Origin of the sequence: Gimesia sp., from assembly GCF_048262075.1 — a bacterium.
Taxonomy (GTDB): domain Bacteria; phylum Planctomycetota; class Planctomycetia; order Planctomycetales; family Planctomycetaceae; genus Gimesia.
On sequence record NZ_JBLXFK010000002.1, the window covers coordinates 201,254 to 216,846 of the forward strand.

The 15,593-nt window shown below is 49.1% G+C and carries 13 protein-coding genes; 5 read left to right on the top strand and 8 right to left on the bottom strand.

Annotation, left to right across the window (positions count from 1 at the left end; all coding sequences use genetic code 11):
- Positions 1 to 122: 122 nt before the first annotated feature.
- Together ACN0YH_RS04485 and ACN0YH_RS04490 are read right to left on the bottom strand one after the other, a co-directional pair.
- Complete coding sequence (locus ACN0YH_RS04485; RefSeq protein ID WP_417378360.1) at positions 123 to 875, bottom strand: hypothetical protein; 753 nt, start codon at positions 873 to 875, stop codon at positions 123 to 125.
- Positions 876 to 1,077: 202 nt separating this feature from the next.
- Complete coding sequence (locus tag ACN0YH_RS04490; RefSeq protein ID WP_417378361.1) at positions 1,078 to 1,911, bottom strand: hypothetical protein; 834 nt, start codon at positions 1,909 to 1,911, stop codon at positions 1,078 to 1,080.
- Between the two features lie 427 nt (positions 1,912 to 2,338).
- On the opposite strand from ACN0YH_RS04490, the gene ACN0YH_RS04495 reads away from it, so the two are divergent.
- The 3 genes from ACN0YH_RS04495 (at position 2,339) to ACN0YH_RS04505 (ending at position 4,692) form a co-directional block, all read left to right on the top strand.
- Positions 2,339 to 2,926 carry a peroxiredoxin family protein gene (locus tag ACN0YH_RS04495; protein ID WP_417378362.1) on the top strand — a complete coding sequence of 196 codons (588 nt, stop codon included), beginning with the start codon at positions 2,339 to 2,341 and terminating at the stop codon, positions 2,924 to 2,926.
- Positions 2,927 to 2,973: 47 nt separating this feature from the next.
- Positions 2,974 to 3,864, top strand: a complete 891-nt coding sequence (locus ACN0YH_RS04500) for an SMP-30/gluconolactonase/LRE family protein (protein ID WP_417378363.1) — start codon at positions 2,974 to 2,976, stop codon at positions 3,862 to 3,864.
- Positions 3,865 to 4,110: 246 nt separating this feature from the next.
- Positions 4,111 to 4,692 carry a hypothetical protein gene (locus ACN0YH_RS04505; protein ID WP_417378364.1) on the top strand — a complete coding sequence of 194 codons (582 nt, stop codon included), beginning with the start codon at positions 4,111 to 4,113 and terminating at the stop codon, positions 4,690 to 4,692.
- Positions 4,693 to 4,735: 43 nt separating this feature from the next.
- On the opposite strand, the gene ACN0YH_RS04510 is transcribed toward ACN0YH_RS04505, so the two are convergent.
- Positions 4,736 to 5,095, bottom strand: a complete 360-nt coding sequence (locus tag ACN0YH_RS04510; protein WP_417378365.1) for a hypothetical protein — start codon at positions 5,093 to 5,095, stop codon at positions 4,736 to 4,738.
- A gap of 840 nt (positions 5,096 to 5,935) precedes the next feature.
- On the opposite strand from ACN0YH_RS04510, the gene ACN0YH_RS04515 reads away from it, so the two are divergent.
- On the top strand, positions 5,936 to 7,315 hold the full coding sequence (locus ACN0YH_RS04515; protein WP_417378366.1) for an ankyrin repeat domain-containing protein: 1,380 nt from the start codon (positions 5,936 to 5,938) through the stop codon (positions 7,313 to 7,315).
- Positions 7,316 to 7,326: 11 nt separating this feature from the next.
- Here the strand turns inward: ACN0YH_RS04515 and ACN0YH_RS04520 are convergent, their stop codons facing one another.
- Positions 7,327 to 7,650: a gamma-butyrobetaine hydroxylase-like domain-containing protein gene (locus ACN0YH_RS04520; RefSeq protein ID WP_417378367.1), complete on the bottom strand. Its 324-nt coding sequence runs from the start codon at positions 7,648 to 7,650 to the stop codon at positions 7,327 to 7,329.
- A 72-nt stretch (positions 7,651 to 7,722) separates the two neighbouring features.
- Here ACN0YH_RS04520 and ACN0YH_RS04525 point away from each other — a divergent pair, with 72 nt between their 5' ends.
- The gene (locus tag ACN0YH_RS04525) at positions 7,723 to 7,872 is read left to right on the top strand and encodes a hypothetical protein (RefSeq protein WP_417378368.1); all 150 of its coding nucleotides are present in this window, start codon (positions 7,723 to 7,725) and stop codon (positions 7,870 to 7,872) included.
- A 173-nt stretch (positions 7,873 to 8,045) separates the two neighbouring features.
- Here ACN0YH_RS04525 and ACN0YH_RS04530 read toward each other — a convergent pair whose 3' ends face one another.
- From ACN0YH_RS04530 to ACN0YH_RS04545, 4 genes are all read right to left on the bottom strand, one after another.
- On the bottom strand, positions 8,046 to 8,420 hold the full coding sequence (locus ACN0YH_RS04530; protein ID WP_417378369.1) for a hypothetical protein: 375 nt from the start codon (positions 8,418 to 8,420) through the stop codon (positions 8,046 to 8,048).
- Between the two features lie 257 nt (positions 8,421 to 8,677).
- Positions 8,678 to 10,600, bottom strand: a complete 1,923-nt coding sequence (locus ACN0YH_RS04535; RefSeq protein ID WP_417378370.1) for an ArnT family glycosyltransferase — start codon at positions 10,598 to 10,600, stop codon at positions 8,678 to 8,680.
- Positions 10,601 to 10,964: 364 nt separating this feature from the next.
- Entirely contained in the window at positions 10,965 to 12,401 is a 1,437-nt protein-coding gene (locus tag ACN0YH_RS04540) for a DUF1501 domain-containing protein (protein WP_417378371.1), read from the bottom strand.
- A gap of 3 nt (positions 12,402 to 12,404) precedes the next feature.
- On the bottom strand, positions 12,405 to 15,557 hold the full coding sequence (locus ACN0YH_RS04545; RefSeq protein WP_417378372.1) for a DUF1553 domain-containing protein: 3,153 nt from the start codon (positions 15,555 to 15,557) through the stop codon (positions 12,405 to 12,407).
- Positions 15,558 to 15,593: the final 36 nt, after the last annotated feature.

Genomic DNA, 15,593 nt, shown 5'->3' on the forward strand with positions numbered 1-15,593 from the left:
GGTTGTGTATCATGTGTACGGTCTAAATACAAGCCAACAGTGCCCCCCGACGCGTACGCCTACAAACTGAGATCCCACTGGCCATCCTTCCTTTAACACACCAGAGAGAGCACACAGACGAATCAAAGTTTCTTGGAGTCAGCCCCAGCTCCATCAATTTCATGAGCCAGCCGTCTGTTTAATTCCTTTTCTAACCAGACTTCAAAAGTATCTTCTGTATTCGTTAGTTTCATAGAACTCAAATCGTATTCCCAAACTTTACCCATGTGGTCAAGCAACTTAGCAATCCCCCAATAATCACATTGTAAAATCAGGAATTGTTCCAGTCGCTGTATGATTTCTGGAGGGTTTACAGTCTGACTATCCTCATCATAAGCCAGCAATATCTTATGATCTAACCAGCTTTCAGACGGCAAAAGGAAAGCAGGGAATTCTATGCTGCCAATCGTGAGACCTGGCCAGTTTTCAGCAAAAGCAACGAACTCTGGGGGCAGACTGAATCCACATCGACGCTCAATGCCTGACCAGTCAGGTACATTCAAATCCAGTCTGATGGCAATAGACGGATTTGTTCTGTTATTTGCAGGAATCAATCCAAACACAACAAAGTAGCATGGACTATCACAACCAATATTCTCGGGTACGATCTTCAACAGAGAAATCTGTGAATTGTCACATGCTTCCAGGACTGAATTAGCTAATAAACGATTCTTAGTTATGTCGTCACTTTTTTTCAATTCACCAACCGGCTTTGATAACCACAATCCTGCTCCAACTGGAAAAGATAGAATTTCAAGCTCCAAATCGTTAATCGGAGCTCTCACAATGAATTGAGTTACATCAATCACATTGTTCCAGATTTCTTCAACTGGCATTATTTATTGCTCGCTTGAGTTAAAATTAAATTGGCCAGACCTCAAGCCCCGCTCACGGCCACAAATACAAACTTTTCCTACTCACCATCCTCTGACACAGTCAAATAAACGATGTGCCAGCTTTTGCAGAAATTGGTGAGTTTCTGGGTATGAATCATGGCTCTGGTAGCTTGCCTTGCATAAGACGAAACGAAAAACTCCTCTATTCCTTCTTCTCCGGTAACAACTCAGCCGGAATCTGATTGACCAGTTTCTGGGCTTTGATCTGCTGTAGACGCTTCAGCTCGGCCTGCACGTCGTGGCCCAGTTGCTGGCGGCGTTTGAGGATCTGAATCTCCAGGGGGAGGATATTCACGAAGTAACTCTCCGCGTCGGCGGCACCAATCTTTTTTTCTGCCGCGAGCATCCAGTTCAGACATTTAATCTGCTGCTCCGTGTAGGAGAGACTCTGATTGGCAATCAGCCATTTCTTCAAACCGCCGGCTTCAGCAAACGGTGATCCCTTCCAGACAGGCTTGGGGTGCGACTTCCCATCCCGGCCTTTGCGGGCATAGCCATACCGGGAATAACCTTTGGGTCGGTCCTGCAACTGGTACACCATATTCCAGTAACAGGCATCGCCTACTGCAGATCCGAGGTAATGATTGCGAAAAGGGATCGAAGGACGTTTGTCGTCCAGATGTTCCACTAACGCCAGGAAAGCCAGTTCCTTGTATTTAGACAGCTTTTGAAAGGCGTCGATGCAGAGATCCCACTCTTTTTCCCGGGCTTTCTCATCTTTGGAATCGATACTCTCATCGAACACCAGTTGTTCAATCAAAGCGCGAATCTGTTTTTCCTGTTGTGGCGTGGCTTTCGCTTTGCGCTGCCGAATGGTGGCTGCCTGCTGCTGGACGGATTGCGACGGAACCGATTGACTGCTTACCGCCTGACGCTCTTCGGGAGGGGCAGCCATCGCCTGGCTTACAACGAACAGGCATTGCGTTAAACACAGCAGACAGACTGCCAGTAACAGCGGGGTACAGGAACGTTTCATTATTCTGATCTCCATTTCATGAATGAGCAGTTCTACCCATCATAAAAGTTCTCTGAACGACAGTCCAGAGGAAGGCGAATTTCCGACGAATGTGAGTGTTGCCTCCTGCTCAAACCCATCTCATACACGGCGGGGTGGTGCGGTGAAAATGTGCTTTTACTACCACGAAAAACACGAAAGCACACGTAAAAGATTCTGGTGGAAAGTGTCTTCTGCTCGGTGGCTGCTCGTGCTGCTACGGAACGAGATCCGGTTTGAATGCGACTGATAAAACGATCTCGCAATAATGTAAATAAAAAACTTGTACAATTGATTCAGACAGTCCACAATAAACATCTGTCCTTGATTTTTCGATTCACATAAGGCACCCTGATCGTAAGCGGCAGGGGGAAACGCTGCCACACGACTCTGTTTGCAAGGTAACCGGATGAAGATTTTTATTTCCTCTATCCTGTTGTGCGTCTGCTTCATTTTTGTTTCCTCCGTCGTTGCCAGCGAGCCTGCAGCAAAGTCAAAGCAGCCGCAGGCCAGGCAGTTCAAGGTGGGAGATCCTGCGCCCAAGTTCTGGGGATATAATGCAGGGGGCGATGTCTATGACTACAGCAAAACGTGCAAAGGCAAAACGTTACTGCTGGTCTTCTGGTCGCTGCACGATCCGGATTATCAGCAACTCAATCAGCGGCTGAGAAAGATCCGCCGCCAGTTTCTGCATGAAAAAAACCTGACGATGGTCAGTCAATGTGTTGACCAGGACTATGAAGCCTGGATGGATTATTGTAATCATCAAAAAAAACTCGATGGGAATGATTTTTATAGCGATGCAAGGTGGATCCATCAATCACAGGGAGGATTTAATTTAGAGGAAGTCAATTCTGCAAAAGAGTATGGCGTCGAAAAAACGCCGGCATTCTTTTTAATTGGCCCGGACAGGAAATTCCTGGCCGTGAAGATTCCTGAAAAAGATCTGGTTGAGCAGATGAAAAAAGTATTAAAGAAACAAGCCGCCAGTCAATAAGCGTCAACCAGCAGTGGCACCGGATATTTGAAGCAGGAGAGAATCAGATGAATAGCCGCCGATTTGATTTTAAACAAATCTGGAGTTCTGCCGCGGATCATAAACATCTGCTCGAAGGTCCGGTACTTTCTCCCGATGGCACACACGTTTACTTTACCGACTGCTTCCGGGGAATAATTTATCGCTTCGATCCTCGCCAGCCGCAGACTGATCCAGAGAAATACTTTTCTTTTAATTCACTGTACTGTAATGGTCTGCAGTTTCTCAATAATAACATTATGGTCGCCTGTCTCTGGAAAGGGTTCGTCTGTCCGCGCGGGGCGCTGCATGAATTGAATTTAAATGCTGGCAAGAAACCCACCAGCAAAATGCGGGTTGCGCGGACCACCACCAACAGGAGACTGAAACATCCTAACGACCTGGCGGTGGATGAGCGGGAAGGCGTTTATTTCACCGACATGCGCAGAAAAAAAGTCTATTACCATGGTCCCGGGGAGAAACAAGCCCGGGCGCTTTGTGATCTGAAGAGACCGAATGGCATTGAGTTAGAGTTTGTCTCAGACAAAGCACAATTCCTGTACGTCTCAGATTCAAAAGCGTCGACTGTTGTAAAATACGCGATCATTCGACCGGGTGAAATCCGAAAACTTAAAACGAGTGATCCTTTTCCTGGTGGCAATGCCGTGGATGGCTTGGCTCTCAGTGCCGCAGACGAATTGTTTGTCGCTGAGGAAGATTATATTTATGTGCTGGACAGACACCTCAACATAATCGACCAGACAAAACTCCCGCAGACTGAAGGAAAAACGGTCCCTTCCAATATCTGTTTCGTCGACGAGAAAACATTCGTGGTTACCAGCTATCTCAAACCAAGTATTCTGCATCCCGGATCGTTATTGAAAAAAGCGGAACTGTTTCTCGGCACAATCACCGGTTAGGCAGCGTCCAGGTTTACTGTAGCGTCTTTAGAGCCATGACGGTGTTTGAGCCACTGCTGCCTGCTTGCCGCTGTTTATCTGAGGGCAATGTGCTGATTCCAGAGAAATGGTTTGTTTCGGATTACAGGGTAGACTATCGTAAAAGTTCAGCCACCTGTTCCTGTTTCAAAAAGAGCAGGGGGACACTGTCGCTGATTGCAGAGGTACCACGTTCTTTTGAGTTCATTGTTTGCGAGGGAAGATTCGATGCATGAGATTGATTCACGCTGTCCTGCGGTTGGTGGAATGCTGTTATTACTGCTCTGTTTCAGCAGTTGCAGTTCTCACAGCGACGATTCCCAGGCTGAGACTGCGCAGGTCATCCAGTTGCGTTCGGCTTCTGATACCAAAATTGAGTTCGAGATTACTCACAGTCAGATCAATGCGCTGTCGCTGTATATTGGTGAGAAGAAATCTTCCACTTCTGGAAATGAGAATTCTTCTCCGGCAGATCGCCGCGATGATCATCGACTGCTTGTCAGCCTGGAAGTCACAGATGATCTTAAGCTGGAGGGGGGCGAAACGGGGCACGGCATCATTTTTACAACGACTTCGAAAAATGACAAAACGGGCATGTCGGTAGCGGGCACTGCCTATAAGGCCATTACCGAAACAGGACCGATCCCTTACGGTCGGGTGAAGCTGAGAACTCGGGATAACATCGTTCAGACCCCTGACAGCATCGGACTGGCAGACCTCGAAACGGCCGATGGCAGCCTGATCCCCATCTCGATCAGACTCCATCCCCCTGCCACACCGTCCGCGGAAGTTACTGTAACGGATCGATAGTTCGATTCGCCACTTTGGGAAACGGTGACAAAGAAGGCTTGGATCATTCCTGAATTAATTTCAGCACCATAGGCCTGATTGAGAGGGACCGATTGTAAGACACCTGATGTTCTGCGCGGCATTCAGGACAGGCGACGACGGTTCCGGCTGGTGGCTTGCCAAAGTGGGGAACTCCGTTCCAGCCTCGGCCATGCATGGACCCGCCACCTCTCAAACCGCCTGAACCCACGGTTTTATAGACCCAGTCCCGGTCCAGACAGACCAGACAACAGTGGGTCAGGTATGATTTGATAAACCATTCCGCAGAGCGCTGTTCAGAAAATGCCTTTTTGAATTTCAGTCCGTTTTTCTTCCTGAGAAACAATTTGAACCAGCCGTTTTCTTCCCGAATTTCGTATAACAAGACGGTCTCACTTTCGCCAACGTAGGGAAGATTACTTCCCGCTTGACCTTTGCGGCTAAACTCCGCGACGTTTTTTATACCTCACCTATTACACAATAAAGTGATCCTCTTCTCAATACCGGGGGACGCAGTCTCATATTTTTTTAACATCAGTACTTTGACGCGAATAACAGCAGAATGTCAGCTACCACGAAAGCACACGGAAAACTGCATGGAACGCCGGCGGTTCAGCCTTTTGATTCCTGCTACTGCTCAAAGAGCATACGTACTATAGATTCATCTCAATTCATATGGGTTGTTTCGGGTAAAATCCGTCTGAACTGATTTTCATTGTTCATCGTAAAAGCAGTGGAACAGGAGCAGTAAAGTGCGGGAATATTGATTATGAGGAAGGGCAGGGAATAGTCAAGAGGCGATAGCGTGGGAGTGACCCGGGTTGGGTGCATCTCTGGGGGGGGCTCGTCGCATAAGTGGCGCAAAGCGGGACAAAACGGGGACAAAAAAGGACGTTTTCCGCTTAGTGATGTTGGTAACCACTGGCAAATTTGCTTGAAACGAGGGACTTTTATAATGCTGATTTCGACAGGAGAACGGATCTGTCGTATGCGAAAAAACGTGCTATGCGCGCGACGCTTAGCGATGCAGTTTCTCCAGCGCCGTGGGGGCGTCAAGAGGAACTTTGAGTAGTGGGTTTTTCGGCAATGCCGCCATGAATTAGCCGAATCGTTTTTCCATTTGAAGAATTCTGATATGATACGAAGACCGGGGGAGATCACCATTTTTCTATCCCCCCCGATGCTGCCTGTTTTTATGCTTTCTCGTTTCAGGATGTGCTTACGTATGATTTTTCTCCGAACAGGAATCACCTGTCTGGTGTCGTTCCTTCTGCTTGGTCTGGTGGGATGTGGGAAAGGAAATGAGGAGGCACATATGGATCAGGAATCGAAAAGAGAAGTGAAACCGGAAATCAAGCAATTTCATCAGGTGGTCAAAGAGGGGACACTGGCTGAACTGCAGCAGGCATTAGACTCGGGGATTGACGTCAATGCAGAGGGTGAGAGGGGATTGAACGCGTTGATGATCGCGTTGAAAGCCAAAGATCCAGAGAAGATGCAGTTACTGCTGACCAGCGGGGCGGACCCTGATTTGACCGACGATCATAACGCGACGGCTCTTGACTATGCTGTGAGCGAGGATTTTGTAGCGGGCGTGCGGGAGCTGCTGGCGCGGGGGGTGGACCGGGGGTATCACCCCAAATATCCACTGAAGAAAATTGACTATGGCGTGGATTCATTAGATTTCAGCAAGATTAAAATACCGAAAGAATTTAAGGGAGTAATGACGGAGGAAGAGTGGCGTGAGTCTTTCGAAGAGACGAATGCCCTGATGGTGGAAATGGGACAGAATCCGACGGTGGAGCCTGCCATTGTCGGTGTTTACAGTGTCGAGGTGTTAAAGCTGTTTCTGGATGCGGGCGATGATCTGAGTCTGGCGTCACCTGAAATGAAACGCCTGCTGCTGAAGCTGGATGACAAAGCGGAATTCCAGGCGACTCCCGGGGAGTATCTCAAGTACAAATCACCGCGATTTGGGACGGCGAATCCGGAGCGGATGGACAACCCGTTCTGGTCAGACATGATTCAAATCGGCGGTAACGCCTACCAGGCGCGAGAGCACTTCCAGGATGGAACCGCATTTGAAAAGCCGGGGGTTGTGTGGTGTGCTGATCGTTTCGGTTCTTCGCTGACACCTGTAAAAGAGGGACGCTATGTGCAGGTTGGCGGCGAGCATGAAGACTATTACGACCCGGATTTTTATATTTACAACGATGTCGTGATTTATGATGGCAAAGGAAGTTTTCAGATTCTGGGATATCCGAAAGACGTTTTCCCGCCCACTGATTTTCACACTGCGACACTGGTAGACGATACGATTTATCTGATCGGCGGCCTGGGGTATCCTGAACAGCGAAAGCCGGGATTTACTCCCGTTTACCGGTTGCATACGAGCTCGTGGAAAATCGAAGCAGTAAAGACCGAAGGAGAGATGCCGGGCTGGATTTCGGATCATCGTGCCTCTTATGAACCTAAGAAGAATGCGATTCAAGTCGAAGCGGGAAATTTAAGCATTTTGAACGAAGATGAAGAACTGGATCTGATCGACAATCAAAGTGAATATGAGCTGGATTTAACTACGTTCGAATGGCGTAAGCTGAATTGAGATCGATTAGTTTACTCGACGACTTCGCCCAGTTCATGGAGGTGTTCGAAGGTAAACAGGCCGGTGTTGTGACCATCGCTGAAAGTGATGCGGTAGGCGTAGTTTCCGGCGAGGCTCATCTTGTCGACCTGGACGGGACGAGCTTCCATTGGGGTGAGGATCGGGAGTTTGACCGGGTCAGCGGCCGCCTGTTTTTTCTCATTACGACAGGTGACGCAGGGGCAGGCTTTGCGAAGTTCTTCGTAGGTGTAGCGTCTGCGCTGACCATCATCCCAGCCGATGAGCAGGGCGTTTTCGCCTTCGAGTTTTTTGAGTTCAATCGGGGTCGGATCCATGATAGCGGGTTCTTTTTGATAGCGGAGGATAGATGTCTCTGCAGGCGACGGGTTGACTGTAATGAGCGAGCAGTGAATGCTCAAGCCAACGGACAAATGTCAGCGATCTTTTCGCAAACATTTGTCAACAATAATCAGGATCGCCAGGCCAATGAAGCCGATAGCGAGGCACCATTGGGAAATATATTATATCCGCTGCGCCCAGGCGAGCCGATTCGCTAAATCTGCCGGTGTGGGATATTGATCTGCGCGCAAGTAGATCCAGGCATAACTACCGGACCCGGCGAAAGACCCAAATAAAATAATCAACACCACCAATGTAGTGAGAAACGGATAGCGTGATTTCATTGAGGCATTATCCAGCAAACTTCAATACCAGATTCCCATATTCCAATTCAGCGGACTGGGGTTCGATCGGACTGGCTCAGCGGAACGATAAAATACTCGATCCCATTGACCTGCTTGCGTTTCCAGTTTTGGGGATGCGTGGGTTGCTGCGGCAAAGTCGGGATCACTGTTGGGACACCAGGCGGAGTCAAAAGCAGGCGAGGTGGATATGTCTGCGTTGTTCGAGGAACAGGCACGAGGGCTGGTTTTTGCTCCAGCTCTTTGACGCGCTGCTCGAGCTGCTCAATCCGTTTCAACATTTCTTTAACATCGGAGCTGGTATCTGCAAGTGGTTTCTCCGCTTCCACGGCACTTTGCAAAGTACCCTCAGACAAGTACACGAGCGACATAATCACAATCAGTGTAAGAGACCAGTGTTTCATTTGAGATACTCCTGTTTCTGATTTCCATAAAGAACGGTCAGCATTGCACTGGATTGACGCCTATCAATAAGCAAGACGAAATGAGTTTTAAGAAAGTTCCCTGTAGTTTACAGAAGACGGGTTTTCCAGGATATTTCATGAATGATGATAGTATGTTGCAGGCAGTGATCAAGCCCATCTTGTACTGAGGAAGGATGTCCGTTCAATTTTGCCTTAAAGTTCAGGCTGATCATTCTGGATAATAATCAATTTATCTGTCATTCCCCGAAATCAGTTGACGGGGTGGGTGTACTTTTTTCATCCTTATTGATCATTTCTTTAAGGGCATAACTATCTCTCATTTTCTGCAGTCGGGCCAGTGATTCCCGCAAGGCCTGCTTCGCTTCAGGTGTATCTAACTTGAAAACGAACATTGAATAGCCAACGCGTTTGAAAGGTTCAATAGAACGGAAAGGCTCAAATGGATCGTAGGTTTGCACGTAGAGTCCATGAAGATAATTGGCAGACAACACCAGATATTTTCGTTGCTCCAGATTCTTCAACACATTCTGATTCAGTGGATGTGCTTTGATCCCATAAGATTCAGGCCGTGTCGTTCCAAAATAATGGAGTAAACATGCTTCCCGTTCTTCGGAAGGAAGTTCAGCAATCATATTCTGAAAAGCAGGCAGGTCTTGTCCCCAGTCCAGATTGGAATCGAGCAGGAGAAGATGGCCTGCTGAGGGTCCGCCAACGAAAGAGTTGAAATAAGATAAATAATGAGGTTTCACGGAAATGATGGAGATTAGCTGAAATAAAACGGAGAGAATACAGAGCAGAATCACCCTGTGATAACGGTGCTGATTCCAGCGGCAGAACTGGTCTACCGTAAACATTATCATTAAGGGATAGAGTGTGAGAAGATAACGCTGACCGATATTGATTTTACTGGTTAATAACATTCCGAGCAGGACAAAGCCAGCCAACAACCAGATAGCCGGCGCATGATAAGTCGCTGTCTGCAATTTGAGTGGAGTTTGTTGCTCAGACTCTGGAGGAAGTTTATCAACCGGTGTATTGCGACCAGATTTCCAGGCATGATAAACAAAGAACAGCCCTAGAACCAATCCAAGAAATGTGCAGAACAATTCGACGGGCGTACTTTTGAAGACCCAGGTCAGCGGGAAAAAGTACCACCAGCCAGTCTCGGAAAACTCGCCCATGAGGTAGGCGCTATGTCCCTCTGAATTATGGTTTACCTGATACAATATCCCTGTAAGAGGCGCGGGAGATTTTAGTTGTTCATGTGCGAAATCCATAACCTGAGAAGCAACAGGTCCACGCCCCAGCACCCGTACCCATGCCGATTCGTCCGGGGTTTCTGCAGAAGAATAGGCATGCAGAGGCCCACCGAATTGAAATAGATGAAAAGCCCAGGTCAACGGAAACAAGAAAGCCAGAAATAAGGCATACTCGAAGGAGACCTGTTTCATGAATAACCAGAGGGAGGTTCTGGATAAGGGTATCCCAGGCTGGATCGCATTGACCGCTAGAATGATCAGTACGCAGGGTAATAGAAATAGACCTGAATATTTCACCGATATCGCTATAGCAACAGCCAGCGCCAACCAAAACAGAGTTTTACGACTGGGGTTTTTCCAGTAATAAGTGAGGGTCGCCAAAGCAATCAATGCTGACAGTGTAAAACAGGAATCAGTCGTTGCCAGTGAGAAATGGGCAATCAATGACGGAGAGAACGTAAGCAGCGCTGCGCCGAAAACTCCTGCAGTATAACCTCTTCGTCTGTAGAGCCAGAAATAGACCAACAGCATCGTCGGAATGCCGACCAGCAGCGAATTCATTGATCGCGTTTTAAAGATTAGTTGGGCATCAGCATATTTTCCTTTCCAGGGTTGGGGACGTTCATCGCCCCCGGTACTCCAGACAACCGGGAGATAATTCAGCATCACCGGTAGCGGGGCAACTCCTGATTGACAGAGCCTTGGGTCAATCCTCCCCTGTTTCACACTGGCCAACGCAGTAGATAAATAAAACGTCTCGTCGAAAACCGGACTTTTCGCTGCTCGAAAGGAGGCGGTCAACTGCATAATGAATGCCGCAAAGAGCAGCGGAGTTCCCCAGACCAGAAGAAAACGGAATATCTTTTTAAGTGGACTGGTTTTGATATCTGAATTGCTCATTAAAACATTCGTTTGACACAGAGGAAGTCTTATTCAATAAGGGTTTTAGAGATAAGAAAAGCAACAGGAGAGCTCGGATTTATCCAGTGATTAAAAAAGATAATATCGTCCCAGAAGAAGCAAAATCCAGAATTAATAGATCATGCCACAGTAAATCAGCAGAAACAATCGATATTAACGGCATAATCTGCGAGAGCCGAGCTTAGGTATGTAGAATTCGGGCATTCTATTTCGTGAACAAAGAAAGAAGCTGCGACAGAGGTGAGCGGTTGCTAGACCATGTCCAGTTTTACTGTAGCGTCTCCAGGGTTGTTTGCTCCGAGAATATCAGACTGAGAGACGCTATCGTTAAATGTGATGCGTTCTAACTCAATAATTCCTGCACGACGTTTCCATGCACGTCGGTCAAACGGTAGTCACGCCCCTGGAATTTATAGGTGAGTTTCTTGTGGTCGATGCCCAGGCAGTGCAGAACTGTGGCATTCAGATCGTGTACGGGCAGAGGGTTTTCGGTGATATTATAGCTGAAGTCATCGGTTTGACCGAATGTCATGCCCGGTTTCATTCCTCCGCCGGCAGCCCAGACAGTGAAACAACGGGGATGATGATCGCGTCCGTAATTGGTCGCCGTCAATGTCCCCTGACAATAGACAGTGCGACCGAATTCGCCTGCCCAAACGACGAGCGTGTCATCCAGCATGCCTCGCTGTTTCAGATCGAGTATCAGGGCGGCTGTCGCCTGATCGGTCTCACCAGTGAGCTGCCTGATTTTAGTGGGCAGGTTAAGATGATGGTCCCAGCCTCGATGATAGAGTTGAATGAAACGGACGCCTCGTTCTGCGAGTCGTCGGGCTAACAGGCAGTTGGCGGCATAGGTGCCCGGCTGTTTCGCCTGTTCGCCGTATAATTCGAAGGTCGCGGGTGTCTCCTCTGACAGATCTGCCAGCTCGGGGATGGAAGTCTGCATGCGAAACGCAAGTTCGTACTGCGCAATGCGGGTCGCGATCTCGGGATCTCCTTTCTGCTGCAGCGAAAGCCGATTGAGTTCTCCCAGATCGTTGAGCATTTCCCGTCGCGCCTGCTGATCGATGCCGGGAGGATTGGAGAGAAACAGAACCGGATCGCTGGAGCGACGGAACTTGACGCCTTGATGCCGTGTAGGCAGAAAGCCGCTGCCCCACAGACGATCATAGAGTGGTTGGCCGCCGGCTCCTGAAGTGAGGGCCACAAATGTGGGAAGATCTTTGTTCTCGCTACCCAGTCCATAAGAGATCCAGCTCCCCATGCTGGGGCGACCGGCCTGTATGCTGCCGGTCTGCAGAAAGGTGATTGCGGGATCGTGGTTGATGGCTTCGGTATACAAGGATTTGACGACGCAAAGTTCGTCGGCAATTTTCGCCGTATAAGGCAGGAGTTCGCTCATCCACGTTCCGCTGTCGCCGTGGCGGGCGAACTGATACATCGAAGCGGCGATCGGAAAACTTTTCTGACCGGATGTCATACCGGTCAGTCTTTGACCTCGGCGGATGGAATCCGGGAGCTCGGTTTTGTGAAACTTCTTAAGCCCCGGCTTATAATCAAATAGATCCAGTTGAGAGGGAGCCCCTGACTGACTGAGATAAATGACCCGCTTGGCTTTAGCCGGGAAGTGCAGGCCACTGGTTGGCATTGACGGTTTTTCTGAGGCTTGCGATTCCTGCAGCAATGAGGTGAGCGCTGCTAATCCGATACCGGCTGTATTTCTACGAAGAAAGGCACGCCGATTGAGAGCCAATGATAGTTCGTCTGAATATTCCTGCATGAGCTATTCCCGATTAATTGATTCATCCAGATTAAGAATCAGACTGGCAATGACGGTACAGGCGGCAAGTTCTACCGCATCATATTGTTTTTTCTGTCGTGACTCCCCAACTGACAGAAGTTGCTGAGCTGCCTGAGGATCTTTCTGAAAGCGACTTCGACTGCGTTCCAGAGCATTCAATAAAACAGGCAATTCACGTTCATTCGCTTCGCGTGCAAGCACAATCCGCATCGCAAATTGGATTCGCGAAGCGGTGGACAGTTCCCCTTGATCGAGCATGCGTTCGGCCAACTTGCGAGCGGCTTCGACATACGTGATATCATTCAACAGAGCCAGCGCCTGCAAAGGGGTATTCGTACGCGAACGTTTGACAGTACAGGTTTCCCGTGAGGGGGCATCAAAAGTGGACATCGTCGGCGGGGGAACCGTGCGTTTCCAGAACGTATACATGCTGCGGCGGTAAAGATTTTTGCCGGTATCTGGCTCATACTTCTGGCTGGCGATTTCTTTCCAGACGCCTGCAGGCTGATATGGTTTTACGGAAGGGCCACCAATCTCCACATTCAACAGACCGGATGTAAACAAGGCCTGGTCACGAATTGATTCTGCCTGTAGTCGGAGCCGGGAGGCACGCGCAAGCAACTGGTTTTCCGGATCGATTTTCTGTAATTCAGCCGTCACATGTGATGACTGCTGATAGGTAGCGGAAGTGACAATCAGTCGTTGAAGATATTTGATATCCCAGTTGGAACGAATGAATTCGGTCGCCAGCCAGTCGAGCAGCTCCGGGTGCGTAGGCCACGCCCCCTGGGAACCGAAATCCTCAGCCGTTCTCACCAGACCATTCCCGAAGTACATCTGCCAGTACCGATTGACAATCACTCGCGCGGTTAACGGGTTTTGTGGATCCACGAGCCAGCGAGCCAACCCCAGCCGATTAGATGGTTGATGATCGGATAATGATCCCAGGCTGGCAGGAATATCAGCGGAAACCTGTTCGCCCGGTTTATCGTATTCTCCTCGCATCAGGACAAACGTTGGTTGTGACTGCTTTCGATCCTGCATGACCATGCTGGTGGGCAGGCTACGGTAATACAACTCGCGATCTTCTTTGAGTGTCTGCAGATTCAGAAAAGCAGTGCGATAGACAGCGGGTGCGTGAAAAGTCAGAAAGTAGCGTTGTATCTTCAGAAGCTCTGCAGCGGAACGATCTGCAACGGGAATCTGCAGCAGTTGGTTAACGGGCTCTCTGACAAGATTCAACGTCACCCATTCCTGTGAAAGATGAGTCCGATAAATTTTCAGGTCATCCAGCAGTCCCTGGAAATAATTGTGATCATGTTCTGCTCCAAAGAGCAGTGGAGAAGGAAAAGAAAATCCCCCCGTAAGAATATTCATTTGGACTTCAATGTCCCAGAGGATCCCGTTGACGTACAGCTGAAAGTCGTCAGCCTGCGAATTACCGGCGTAGGTCAGCACGATCTGGGACCAGCTGTTCTGATTCAGCTTCCTGGTCGACCGCAGTCGAATTGCATCATCCAGCCAGCGAGGTCCCATATTGATTTTCAAGTGCCCCTTGTCCAGCGCAATCAGAAAACCACTTTCATCCTGAGCAGGAGTCAACGAGGCCAGAAGTGTGCCTGTAAGTTGATCCGGTTTCACCCAGAACACCAGCGAGAAAGGATCTTTGTCACTCAGAACCGGCTTCTGTTTAGTTCCATACTGCTGCTGACCATTGAGAGAAAGTGCCTCTCCTTCGACACCAGGTTGAAATCCTGGTGGGATAGTCGCTGCAGCCTGTTTTTCACTGGTCAGATCGCTTGATGCATTTGTCTTCTCCGCATAAAAATCCTCCGCCTGTTTCCCGATCACCTGAAGCTTGACCTCTCGATCAAAACTGATGTGATAAGCCAGGTATTTCTCTGGAAAGGATAACTTGAGGTCAGCTGCAGGCTGTTGTTGTTCCCATGAACTCTGGAGCAGTTTCAGTTCTGGTGCAGCTGCATTTAGAGTCTGCTCCTGCTGTTGAATCTCATGATCCAGGCTGGTCAGTTTCTGTTGTTGTGCCTGGGTCGGTGCTTTGACAAACGGGACTGCGTTTCCATATTTGATAGCGCGACCACGTTCGGGGATGTTGTTGAAAAAGGCAATCAACTGGTAGAATTCTTTTTGAGATATCGGATCATATTTATGTTCATGACAGCGCGCACAGCCAACCGTGAGGCCGAGCCAGACCGTTCCCGTCGTCTCCACCCGGTCGACAGCGTACTCCAGCAGGTATTCTTCGAAGATGATACCGCCTTCTGAATTCGAGCGATGATTGCGATTGAATCCGGTGGCGATTTTCTGGCTGAGGGTCGATTCGGGAAGTAAATCTCCGGCCAGTTGTTCAATCGTGAATTCATCAAACGGCTTGTTGCTGTTGAAAGCGTCAATCACCCATTCACGCCAGCGCCACATATGCCGTTCGCCATCCGTCTGATAACCACTGGTATCCGCATAGCGGGCGGCGTCCAGCCATTCCATCGCCATGCGCTCACCGAAATGTGGAGAGTTCAACAAACGCTGCACCTGAGTTTCATAAGCAGTCGGAGAGTCATCCTGGAAATAGGCATCCTGTTCCGCGAGGGTCGGAGGCAATCCGGTCAGGTCGAGGCTCAGACGGCGGATCAAAGTGGAACGATCTGCTTGAGGAGCAGGTGAGAGTCCTTCCCGTTCCAGACGTGCCAACACGAACGCATCGATCGGGTTTTGCACCCAGCCTGTCTGTTTGACAACAGGAACCTTTGGTCTTATCGGCGGAACGAAAGCCCAGTGTTTCTGCCAGCGAGCCCCTTCATTGATCCACTGTTTTATAGTGGCAATCTGGACTTTGGTAATCTGTTTTTCAGACGAAGCAGGGGGCATCTGCAGATCAGGATCTTGAGCGATCAGACGCGAGAACAATTCGCTTTCATCTGCTTTACCAGGTATCACCACACCTGGTGCCCCTGTAATCCCCAATAAACCGTGCTGTTGATCGAGTCGAAGATCAGCTTTCCGTTGTGAGGAATCAGGGCCATGACATTGAAAGCAGAGATCAGAGAGAATCGGCCGCACATCACGGTTGAAATCGATTTCCCTGGCTGACAGTGAACTGACTGCCTGTATCTGCAAGAGCAATGCACCAGTCCAAAATATCAGACGCTTCGT

What these genes read in the sequence shown, in the direction of transcription:
- ACN0YH_RS04485 (WP_417378360.1), bottom strand. Translation starts at nt 875, where the DNA reads ATGCCAGTTGAAGAAATCTGGAACAATGTGATTGATGTAACTCAATTC.
- ACN0YH_RS04490 (WP_417378361.1), bottom strand. Translation starts at nt 1,911, where the DNA reads ATGAAACGTTCCTGTACCCCGCTGTTACTGGCAGTCTGTCTGCTGTGT.
- ACN0YH_RS04495 (WP_417378362.1), top strand. Translation starts at nt 2,339, where the DNA reads ATGAAGATTTTTATTTCCTCTATCCTGTTGTGCGTCTGCTTCATTTTT.
- ACN0YH_RS04500 (WP_417378363.1), top strand. Translation starts at nt 2,974, where the DNA reads ATGAATAGCCGCCGATTTGATTTTAAACAAATCTGGAGTTCTGCCGCG.
- ACN0YH_RS04505 (WP_417378364.1), top strand. Translation starts at nt 4,111, where the DNA reads ATGCATGAGATTGATTCACGCTGTCCTGCGGTTGGTGGAATGCTGTTA.
- ACN0YH_RS04515 (WP_417378366.1), top strand. Translation starts at nt 5,936, where the DNA reads ATGATTTTTCTCCGAACAGGAATCACCTGTCTGGTGTCGTTCCTTCTG.
- ACN0YH_RS04520 (WP_417378367.1), bottom strand. Translation starts at nt 7,650, where the DNA reads ATGGATCCGACCCCGATTGAACTCAAAAAACTCGAAGGCGAAAACGCC.
- ACN0YH_RS04530 (WP_417378369.1), bottom strand. Translation starts at nt 8,420, where the DNA reads ATGAAACACTGGTCTCTTACACTGATTGTGATTATGTCGCTCGTGTAC.
- ACN0YH_RS04535 (WP_417378370.1), bottom strand. Translation starts at nt 10,600, where the DNA reads ATGAGCAATTCAGATATCAAAACCAGTCCACTTAAAAAGATATTCCGT.
- ACN0YH_RS04540 (WP_417378371.1), bottom strand. Translation starts at nt 12,401, where the DNA reads ATGCAGGAATATTCAGACGAACTATCATTGGCTCTCAATCGGCGTGCC.